The organism is Pseudomonas sp. JH-2 (assembly GCF_036231725.1).
GTDB classification, from domain to species: domain Bacteria; phylum Pseudomonadota; class Gammaproteobacteria; order Pseudomonadales; family Pseudomonadaceae; genus Pseudomonas; species Pseudomonas delhiensis.
In genome coordinates this window covers 17337-27535 of the sequence record NZ_JAZAQP010000066.1, presented here as the reverse complement: position 1 = coordinate 27535, position 10199 = coordinate 17337, and the positions used below count along the sequence as shown (strand labels likewise).

At 70.4% G+C, this 10199-nt stretch carries 6 protein-coding genes and 1 pseudogene; 3 read left to right on the top strand and 4 right to left on the bottom strand.

All coding sequences use genetic code 11. From position 1 onward, the window contains the following. Nucleotides 1-698: 698 nt before the first annotated feature. The 3 genes and pseudogenes from VV867_RS28400 (at nt 699) to VV867_RS31260 (ending at nt 4250) form a co-directional block, all read left to right on the top strand. Nucleotides 699-2024 (top strand): hypothetical protein, encoded by a 1326-nt coding sequence (locus tag VV867_RS28400; RefSeq protein ID WP_109932472.1) that lies wholly within the window; start codon nt 699-701, stop codon nt 2022-2024. 93 nt (nt 2025-2117) lie between these two features. Next, nucleotides 2118-3392: pseudogene (locus tag VV867_RS31265) on the top strand (HAMP domain-containing protein); the annotation flags it as partial. Between the two features lie 303 nt (nt 3393-3695). Next, nucleotides 3696-4250, top strand: coding sequence for a methyl-accepting chemotaxis protein (locus VV867_RS31260; RefSeq protein ID WP_442965059.1), 555 nt, complete (start codon nt 3696-3698; stop codon nt 4248-4250). Here the strand turns inward: VV867_RS31260 and qhpG are convergent, their stop codons facing one another. The 4 genes from qhpG to VV867_RS28375 form a co-directional block, all read right to left on the bottom strand. Then, on the bottom strand, nt 4251-5558 hold the full coding sequence (gene qhpG / locus VV867_RS28390; protein ID WP_328568191.1) for a flavin-dependent monooxygenase QhpG: 1308 nt from the start codon (nt 5556-5558) through the stop codon (nt 4251-4253). Between the two features lie 220 nt (nt 5559-5778). Further along, nucleotides 5779-6447, bottom strand: coding sequence for a subtilisin-like serine protease QhpE (gene qhpE / locus VV867_RS28385; protein WP_328568190.1), 669 nt, complete (start codon nt 6445-6447; stop codon nt 5779-5781). Then, the gene (locus VV867_RS28380) at nt 6440-8173 is read right to left on the bottom strand and encodes an ABC transporter ATP-binding protein (RefSeq protein ID WP_328568189.1); all 1734 of its coding nucleotides are present in this window, start codon (nt 8171-8173) and stop codon (nt 6440-6442) included. The genes qhpE and VV867_RS28380 overlap by 8 nt, the downstream gene beginning before the upstream one ends. Further along, nucleotides 8173-10080, bottom strand: coding sequence for a sigma-54-dependent Fis family transcriptional regulator (locus VV867_RS28375; protein WP_442965058.1), 1908 nt, complete (start codon nt 10078-10080; stop codon nt 8173-8175). Before VV867_RS28375 ends, VV867_RS28380 begins: the two co-directional genes overlap by 1 nt. Nucleotides 10081-10199: the final 119 nt, after the last annotated feature.

Sequence of the window (10199 nt, the reverse complement as noted above, 5' to 3'; positions counted from 1 at the left end):
ACGGACATCCCGCCATCAAGCACCATCTCGGCAGTCTTGATTTTGAATTCATTTGAATAGGACTTTCGCACTATTTTTGCCTCCAGTTGGGCGCCATGATAGCGCCCGATGAAGGTGTCCAAGATCATTAGGCCAGCTCAAGGGCGCTCTTCAGAGCACGCACCATGCCCAATTCGGAACCCCTTCGCGAGCAAGCTCGCTCCTACGAGAAGCCGAGCCCGCCCGTATGGTAGGAGCAACTGTCTTGCAGGCTGCGCCGCCTCTTTCCAACCCGTAGGGCGCATAACGCCTACGGCGTTATCCGCCGCGGCCGTCGGGCACCGGCGTTCCGGCCAACGGCGGATAACCGCGAACGGTTATTCGCCCTACGGTCGAGCACGGTCGTAGGAGCGGACCTTGTCCGCGATAGCCGGGAATTCCGGCGCGGTTCGCGGATGAGATCCGCTCCTACGCTGCGCCACTCACGCCATTCCCATGTAGGAGCGCGCCCTGCGCGCGAATCGCAGGCAGGACCTGCTCCTACAGGTTTCCGTGAGGCACCTGTCCCACCGTAGGAGCGGACTCCGTCCGCGATCCCGCAGACATCTGGCAAGCACATCCAAGCACTTGGCAGACAGGCACAAGGCCAGCAGCGCCCGTGGCCTTAGCATCCCAGGCAGTTTCGTCCCCTGCCAACAATAACGATACGGATGCACGCCATGACCAGACCCACCGTCCTGCGCCCGACGCTGCTCGCCCTGCTGCTCGCCGGCGCGGGCCAGGCCAGCGCCTACTCGCTGTATTCCACCGACGATACCCACCTCAACGCCGACCTCACCGCGGTCTACGCGCTGTTCCACAGCCAGGAGAACTATGCGCAGAGCGGCACCAAGGACAAGGGCTCGTCCTCCTGGCAGGAAGGCTTCATCAAGTACGGCCTGAGCGGCGACCAGCGCCTGGGCGAGGCCGGCACGGCCTATGGCGCCTTCGCCCTGCTCAGCTCGGCGACCTGGGGCGACGGCGACGCCGCCGGCTTCACTGACGGCTCCGAGCGCACCACCAAGATCGAGGACGCCTACCTGGGCTGGCGCTCCGGCAAGCTGTTCCCGGTGCTGGGCGAGGACGGCATCGACCTGTCCTTCGGCCGCCAGAACATCGTGGTCGGCGACGGCTTCCTGATCAACGGCGACGCCCTCAACTTCGGCAACGGCCTGGCCGACGGCATGTTCGACCGCGGCGGCGCCTACTACCTGGCCGGCCGCCGCAGCTTCGACGAGACCGCGGTGCTGCGCATCGGCGGCAAGGAAGGCTGGCGCGGCGACATCATGCGCCTGAAGTCCGACAACCCGGCCCAGGCCAAGCCCGAGCTGTACGTCGGGACCCTGGAGCACGTCGACGAGGCCGGCACCCTGGGCCTGACCTACATCGACATCACCGACATCGACGAGCAGTACGCCTCCCCCGCCCAGCTCGACCGCAAGGACATGAAGACCTGGAGCGTGCGCGGCCAGGGCAACGCCGGCGTCGAGAACCTGTTCCTCTCCGGCGAGTACGCCTGGCAGGACAAGCGCCACGCCGACGACGAGAACGCCTGGTACCTGGAAGCCGGCTGGACCTTCGCCGACGTGCCCTGGAAGCCCTACCTCAGCTACCGCTTCAGCCGCTTCTCGGAAGGCTTCGACCCGCTGTTCTACGGCTTCAGCCGCGGCTTCGGCACCTGGTTCCAGGGCGAGGTGGCGGGCAACTACTCCGGCCCCTTCAACAGCAACACCCGGGTCCACAACATCGGCGCCAAGATCACCCCGTCGGAGAGCTTCGACGTCGGCCTGCAATGGTTCGACTTCCATACCCTGGACAACGACCTGGGCAACTTCAGCGGCCGCGAGCTGGACCTGTACGCCGACTGGATGGTCACCCCGAACCTGACCATCACCCCGCTGATCGGCCTGTACAAGCCGAAGAAGAGCACCGAGGACGGCGGCGTGCAGATCGGCAGCAACGACAGCAACCTGTACAGCCAGCTGATTTTCACCACCACCTTCTAAGCCACGCACCGCAAGCCCGCCCCGCGCCACCGCCGGCCCCCATCCCGGCCGTGGCGCGGCGGCGGGTTTCGCGGTTTTCATGGAGGCCTTTGCATGCGTAGCATCCTGTCCACCCTCCAGGGCCGCATCACCTGCCTGGCCGGCCTGTGCCTGCTGGGCGTCGCCGCCACCCTGATCGGCCTGTCGCTGTACCAGGCGCGCCAGGACAGCCAGGTGATCAAGGACGACAGCGGCAAGCTGTTCGCCGACGCCGCCCGCGCCAGCCTGCAGACCCAGGGCCAGGTGCAGGCCCTGCAGCTGCAACGCCAGCTGCAGGACAAGCTGCTGCTCGGCGAAGGCCTGTCGCGCACCCTGCTGGCGCTGCGCGAGCAGAACCGCCAGGGCAACCTCGGCGCCGAGGCACTGCGGCGCAAGCTGGTGGCGGAAATGGGCGGCACCCTGGGCGCGCACCCGGAGCTGCTCGGGCTCTTCGTGGTGTTCGGCGTCGACACCCTGGACGGCGCCGACGCCAGCTTCAAGGGCCGTGACGAACTGGGCAGCAACGAGAACGGCCGCTTCACCCTCTACCTGCTGCGCAGCGGCGGCCAGCAGCAGAGCGTGGTCGGCACCGAGCAGGTGCTGGCCGATACCACCCCCGGCCCCAGCGGCCAGCCGTACAACGCCTTCTTCACCTGCCCGCGGGAGAGCCTGGCGCCCTGCGTGCTCGACCCCTATTTCGACGATGCCTCCGGGCAGCGCCGGCTGGTCACCAGCATCACCCTGCCGCTGCTGGAGAACGGCAAGTTCGTCGCCGCCGTGGGCTTCGACATCGACCTCGCCGCGCTGCAGCAGAGCAGCGTGGCCGGCAGCCGCCAGCTGTTCGACGGCCAGGGCCGCATCCGCATCCTCAGCCCCAACGGCCTGCTGGCCAGCGACAGCGCCAACGCCGCCGGCCTCGGCCAACCGTTCAAGGACGCGGCGCTGCCCCAGGTGCTGGGCGACATGGCCCAGGACCGCTCGCTGACCTACGACCAGAGCGCCGACGTTTCCGTACTCAGCAGCCTGGCGCCGCTGCCCGGGGCCAAGCCCTGGGGCATCCTGCTCAGCGTGCCGCGCCAGGTGCTACTGGCCCCGGCGCAGTCGCTGAAGAATACCCTGGACGCCCTGCGCGCCCGCAGCACCTGGCTGGAGGTCGGCCTGGGCGTGCTGGTGGCGCTGCTGGGCATGGGCGTCATCACCCTCACCGCGCGCGGCATCAGCCGGCCGATCCTGGGCCTGGCGCGAATGCTGGAAGACATCGCCGACGGCGAAGGCGACCTCACCCGCCGCCTGAACCATCCGCGCCACGACGAGCTGGGCCGCCTGGCCCTGGCCTTCAACCGCTTCCTCGACAAGCTCCAGCCGAGCATCGCCGCGGTACAGGCGGCCAGTGGCGAGGCCCGCGCCGGCGCCGACCAGACCGCGGTCATCGCCCGCCGGACCAGCGACGGCATCCAGCAGCAGTTCCGCGAGATCGACATGGTCGCCACCGCCCTGCAGGAGATGTCCGCCACCGCCAACGCCTCGGCCCAGAGCGCGGCCAGCGCCGCCCAGGCCGCCGGCGAGGCCGAGCGCGCCAGCCAGGACGGCTACGCCACCATCGCGGCCACCAGCGCCGGCATCGACGCCCTGGCCGGCGACATGAACCAGGCCATGGGCGAGCTGCAGAACCTGGCGCGCAGCAACGAGCAGATAGGCGCGATCCTGGAGGTGATCCAGAACATCGCCGCGCAGACCAACCTGCTGGCCCTCAACGCCGCCATCGAGGCGGCGCGCGCCGGCGAATCCGGGCGCGGCTTCGCCGTGGTCGCCGACGAGGTGCGCGGCCTGGCGCGGCGCACCCAGGACTCGGTGGAGGAAATCCGCCAGGTGATCGAGAACCTGCAGGCGCGCAGCCTGTCGGTGGCCGACGCCATGCATGCCAGCTACCGCCAGGCCCAGGACAACGTCGAGCAGGCGCGCCAGGCCATAGACGCGCTGCAGCGCATCACCGGCGCGGTGAACCTGATCAGCGACATGAACCTGCAGATCGCCAGCGCCGCCGAGGAGCAGAGCAGCGTGGCCGAGGAGATCGGCCGCAACATCGGCACCATCCGCGACGTCACCCAGGCCCTGTCGGACCAGGCCGAGCGCTCGGCGCACCTGAGCCAGCAGTTGAACCAGAGCGCCGAGCAGCAGCACCGCCTGGTGCAGCAGTTCAAGGCCTGATCAGCGCGGGCGGTAGCCCTGGCTCAGCAGCCAACCCTGGAAGATGCGCCGCTGCTCCGCCGGCAGCGCGGCCAGCACCCGGTCCTGCGGCTCGCTGCGCAGACGCCGCAGCCAGGGCGCCAGCTCCAGGCCCTGCAGGTGCCAGATGCCCAGGGGCTGGTCGGGGCTGACCACCACCTCGGCCTCGTCCACCAGGCCGTCGCGCAGCACCGGGGCGCGCTCGATGCGCAGGGCGTCGAAGTCCGCCGGGGCATGGCTGGGCTGCGCGTCCGGCCAGGCGCGGCGGGCCTGCCAGAACGGCTGGTCCGCCCACTGCTGTTCCTCGGCGTAGAAGTCGCGGCCGACGCGGGCGAAGCGCAGGAACAGCTGCTCCACCCGGCGCTGGTGGAAGCGCCTGGCCAGGTCGCCGCGCGCCGGCGCGCGCAACAGCGTGTTGATGACCGCCGGCGCCTGCAACGCCGAGGACAGCGACTGGAAGATGCCGTTGCCGGACAGCGGGTCCACCGCCATGGCCGCATCGCCCACGCGGATCCAGTCCTCGCCGCAGGCCTCCAGGCAGAGGATCGGCGTGCTGCTGCGGGCATGCAGCTCCAGGTCCTGCTCGAGGTGGCCGCCGAAGAATGCCTGGCTGAGTTCGGAGCGCTGGCGGCGTTCGCGGCAGTAGTCGAGTAGCTGCTCCTTGGGTGGCAGCGCGCTGCTGGCCACGTCCAGGGTCAGCTGCCAGTAGCAGCGCCCATCGGCCAGCCGCGCCATCCACGCCCAGCCATCGGCCAGGCTCTGCACCGCGCTGGCCACCGGCCCCGGCGCGCCCTGCCAGCGGCTGAGCAGGCTGAGGGTTTCCGGGCCGCGGCGGGCCTTGCCGGCCTTCTGGTTCAGCGGTGCCTGGCGGCCACGGGCTTCCACCAGAAATGGGGTTTGCAGTTGCTGGCCGCTTTCCAGGCGCACGTGGTGGCCCGTGGCGTCGGACTCCACGCTGAGCACGCGGTCTTCCAGCACCTGGATACCGGCGTCATGCAGGTCCTGGCGCAGGCCCTGGTCGAACAGCGGACGGTCGAGGATGAATTCGACGTTCTGCGCGCTCTCGGCGCCGTTCCAGTTCACCCGCCGTTGCGAAGGCGGCGCGGCGCAGGCCAGGGCGTGGTTCAGCCCGGCGTGGCGCAGGCCGTCGAGCACGCGTTGGGAGACGCCTTCGACGGCGGCGAAGCGGCGCCATTCGCTGATGACGGTGACGGGGTAGCCGAGGCGGCGCAGGCCGATGGCGGTGGCGGTTCCGGCGGGGCCGGCGCCGAGGATCAGGATTGGGGGCATGGGGGTGTTCGCTGGGAGGGTTGGTGATGGCTGCAGGTCCGTTCCCTCTCCCTAACCCTCTCCCTGAAGGGAGAGGGGACTGTACGGAGCAGTGGCGAAGTTAGGCATGTAGCCGGCAGTCGCGGAGCAACAGGATGACTCCGGACTCCCAACCACGCCGAACGGCCCCCTCTCCCTTCAGGGAGAGGGCTGGGGAGAGGGAAAGAAACCCCAACCCCACTCATAACCCCACCTTCCGCTCGATCCCCTTGTACACGGCCCCCTCACGCATCAACGCCAACAATTCTTCATTCGATAACGCCGGCCGCTCCCCCAGCAAAGCCACCAGGTGCCCACAAAAAGCCGCACACCCCAAACTCGCCCCCGCCTGCCCCCCAACCCGCACAGCCGCCCCGAAATCCGCCTGCGCACTGCCCAGCCAGGACCACTCGCCCTCAGCGCACCGCGCATCCCCAGTCACCCGCACCACTCCCGGATACGCCGCCGGAAACACCGGCTCGCCCCGCGCCGGGCTGGATGCGCAGACCAGCACCCCGGCCGCCACCAGCTCGGCCACCGCCTCACGCAGCAGAGGCCGGTCCTGGCGCACCCCCAGGCTCAGGTTGACCACGCGCACGCCCTGCCCGCCCAGCCACTGCAGCGCGGCGGCGATCTGCAACGGGCTGGTCACGCCGCGCCCGTCGAACACCTGGGCCACGCTGAAGCGCGCTTGCGGCGCGCGGAAAAGAATCGCCTGGATCACGGCCGAGCCATGGCCCAGGGCATCCGTCGCCAATGGCAGTCGGTCCAGTCCATCATCGGCCAGACAGAAACGCTGGCCGGCCAGCACGACACCGGCCTGTACCTCGGTGTGGCCGCTATCGACCACGCCCACCCGGACCTCAGCCACCCTGCCCTCCCACGGCCACCAGCGGCACCTCGCGCACGCTCAGCCGGCCGTCCTGCAGCTCCAGGCGCAGGTCGGCCTCGGCCAGGGTCGAGGGACGGTGGCTGACGAGGATGCGGGTGCGCCCGGCGAACAGCCGGTCGATGGCGGCTATCACTTCGCGCTCGGTGCTTTCGTCCACCTGCGAGGTGGCTTCGTCGAGGATCAGCACCAGCGGGTCCTGCAGCAAGGCGCGGGCGATGGCGATGCGCTGCTTCTGCCCGCCGGAAAGCTGCTGGCCGCGCTCGCCCAGGGGGCTGTCGAGGCCCTCGGGCAGGCTGGCGACCAGGCCGTCCAGCTGGGCCAGGGTCGCCACCCTTTCGATCTCTTCGCGGCTGACGTGGGGCGCGCTGTACGACAGGTTGTCGGCCAGGCTGCCGCGGAACAGCACCAGCTCCTGGCTGACCACGGCGATGCGCCGGCGCAGCTCGAACAGGTCCAGCTCGCGCAGGTCCACGCCGTCGAGCAGGATGCGCCCCTGGTCCGGGTCGTAGAAGCGTTGCAGCAGGTCGGTCAGGGTCGACTTGCCGACGCCCGACGGCCCGCTCAGGGCCACCTTGCGTCCGGCCGGGATGCAGGCGTCCACGCCCTCCAGCAGCGGCTGGCTGCGGCCGGCGTGGTTGAAGCTCACGCCCTCCAGGCGCAGCTCGCCGACGCTCGGCATCGGCCTGGGCTGCGCCGGCGACGCCACGCCCGGCGCCTCGCCGCGCAGTTCCATCACCCGGCCCAGGCTGACGGTCATGCGCTGCAGCGCCACGTACAGGCCGAGCAGGCTCTGCACCGGGCCGATGGCCATGCCCAGGTAAGTGGAGAAGGCGATCAGCGAGCCCAGCTGCCAGGTGCCCTGCACCACCCAGTAGCCGCCGACCAGGAAGGCGCAGGCGCGCGACAGCGACATCAGCGTCCCCGGCAGCGCCTGGGTGAAGAACTCGGTGACCTGCAGGCGCAGCAGCTGGCCCAGGTAGCCCTGCCCGAGGCCCTCCAGGCGCCGCGCCTCGCGGCCCTGCTGGCCGGCGGACTGGATGAACTTCATCGCCGGCAGGGTCTCGACGAAGAACGACGACAGGTCGGCCGAGCGCTCGCGCAGCTGGCGCGCCTCGCGCTCCACCTTCTTGCGCATCCAGCGCAGCCAGAGCACGTCCAGCGGGATCAGCACGGCCACCAGCAGCGACAGCTTCCAGCTCAGCGTCAGCAGCAGCGCCAGCGAGCCGACCAGGCCGATCACCGCGGACACCGCGGAGAACAGCGAGTCCACGGCGAAGCGCTGGATCTCGGCGACGTCGCCGTCCAGCCGCGACATCAGGTCGCCGATGCGGCGGCGCGCGAAGAAGGTCGGCGAGAGGCTCTGCAGGTGGCGGTACAGCGCATCGCGCAGGGCGAACAGGATGCGCCCGGACAGGCGCGTGTGCAGGTAGCGGTTGAGCCCCGAGAGGACCATGCCCACCAGCCCGATCACGATCATCGCCCCGGCCAGCAGCGCCAGCATGGGGAAGTCGCGGGCCAGCAGGCCGTCGTCGATCAGCAGCTTGGTCAGCCAGGGTTGCGCCAGCGCCAGCAGCGAGGCGCACAGGGCCAGGCCCAGCAGGCCGAGGATGGCCAGGCGCTGCGGGCGGACGAAGCCGTACAGCCAGTGCAGCGCGTCCTTGAGGGCCTTGGGGTCGTCGCTGTCGATCAGGCGGGTGAAGAACATCAGCCGCCCTTCAGTTGCTTGAGCTTGCGGTACAGGGTGGCGCGGCTGATACCCAGCGCGTCGGCCGCCGCCGAGACGTTGCCCTGGTGGCGGTCCAGGGCCTGGCGGATCAGCTCCATCTCGGTCTCGCGGATGCGCCCGCAGGGCTGCCGCTCGCCGGTGGCGAGCTCTTCCAGGGTACTGTCGGGCAGGTGCTCCAGGCCCAGCGTGGCCTCGCCTTCCCCGCGCATGGCCAGGGCGGTGCGCAGGACCATCTCCAGCTGGCGGATGTTGCCCGGCCAGTGGTAGTCGGCCAGCAGCGCGAAGAGTTCGTCGTCCAGGCGCACCCCGGGCGCGCCCAGCTTGGCCAGCAGGCCCTGGGCCAGCTCGCCGAGGTCGTCGCGCTCGCGCAATGCCGGCAGGCGCACGCTGATGCCGTTGACGCGGTAATAGAGGTCCTCGCGGAACTGCTTCTCTTCCACCTGGCGCTTGAGGTCGCGGTGGGTGGCGCAGATCAGCGCCACGTCGATGTCCTGCTCCTCGCCCGCGCCCAGCGGCGCCACCTTGCGCTCCTGCAGCACGCGCAGCAGCCGCGCCTGCAGGGCCAGGGGCATGTCGCCGATCTCGTCGAGGAACAGGGTGCCGCCGTGGGCCTGCTGCAGCCGGCCGACCATGCCGCCGCGGCGCGAGCCGGTGAAGGCGCCCTCGCGGTAGCCGAACAGTTCGGATTCGATCAGGCCTTCGGGGATGGCCGCGCAGTTCACCGCGATGAACGGCTTGCCGGCCCGCGCACTGCCCTGGTGCAGGGCGCGCGCCACCACCTCCTTGCCGCTGCCGGTCTCGCCCAGCAGCAGCACCGGCAACTCGTTCAGCAGGCCCTGGCGGGCCATGCGCAGGGCGCGGGCGTAGCGCGGGTTGCCGCCAGCCAGGGCCTCCAGGTCCGGCGCGGCCGGGGCCGGGCGCTGCGGCTGGCGCGCCGGCACCGACACCGCGGTGCTGCGCAGCGGCGCCTGCAGCACCTTGTAGAAGAACTCGCCCTTGGCCGTCTGCAGGCTGCCCAGGGCGCCGGGCTGCAGGCGCGCCAGCAGCTGTTCGCCGCGGGCACCCAGCAGGTCCTCGCAGCGGCGCCCTATCAGTACCTCGCGGGCGGCGCCGAGCAGTTGGCAGGCCGGCGTGCTGAGGGCCAGGATGCGGCCCTCCAGGCTCAGCGCCAGCAGGCCCTGCCAGGGCGAATCCAGGTACTGGCGGCGGCTGTGGAAGGACAGCACCACCTGCCCCGGGAAGCTGGCGGCGAACAGCCGCTCCTCGATCTGCACCGCGGCGCGGTTGAGCAGGCTGAGGCTTTCCACCGGGCCGGCCAGGGGGCCTTCGCGGGTTAGGTCGAGCACGCCGAGCAGCGTGCCCTGGGGGCAACTGATGGGCACCGAGGTGCAGGAGAAGCGGCTGAGGCGTTCCAGGTAGTGCTCGCCGCAGTCGATCTGGGTGGCGCGGCCTTCCACCAGGGCGGTGCCCAGGGCGTTGGTGCCGCGCGCGGCCTCGCTCCAGCAGGCGCCCAGGGTGATGTCTTCCAGGCCGATGCGGCGCAGGCGCTCGTGGGCGCCGGCCACCGAGACGATGGTGGCGTCGGCGTTGGCAAGGATCACCAGGGCGTCGTGGCCCTGGCGCTGGCGCAGGAAATCCAGCTCGGGGGTGGCGGCGTCGAGCAGCAGGCGGTTGTTCTCCAGCAGCAGCTCGATGCCGGCGCGATTGTCCAGTTCCTGGTCGTTGGCGCCGCCGCAGTCCAGACCGTGGCCCAGGCTGCGCCGCCAGGAGGCGTCGATTTCCTCGCGCAGCACGCCGGCGGGTAGCTCGCCCTCGCGCTGCAGGCGTTCACGGGCCCGGTGGGCCTCGCGCAGCAGGTCGCTGCCTATTGTTCTTGTCATGTCGATCTCGGCTCCGCTTGTCCGCGCAGTGCATGGCCGCGCGGGACGCTCAGGCTGGTCAGGGACTGTCTACACCCGTCCTCCCCTTGAGTAAAGAGGACGCTCGGTTGCCCGGCAACGCACGC

Bases quoted from the DNA above. Each gene is read 5' to 3' on its own strand.
- VV867_RS28400 (WP_109932472.1), top strand. From the start codon at position 699: ATGACCAGACCCACCGTCCTGCGCCCGACGCTGCTCGCCCTGCTGCTC.
- VV867_RS31260 (WP_442965059.1), top strand. From the start codon at position 3,696: ATGGGCGAGCTGCAGAACCTGGCGCGCAGCAACGAGCAGATAGGCGCG.
- qhpG (WP_328568191.1), bottom strand. From the start codon at position 5,558: ATGCCCCCAATCCTGATCCTCGGCGCCGGCCCCGCCGGAACCGCCACC.
- VV867_RS28380 (WP_328568189.1), bottom strand. From the start codon at position 8,173: ATGTTCTTCACCCGCCTGATCGACAGCGACGACCCCAAGGCCCTCAAG.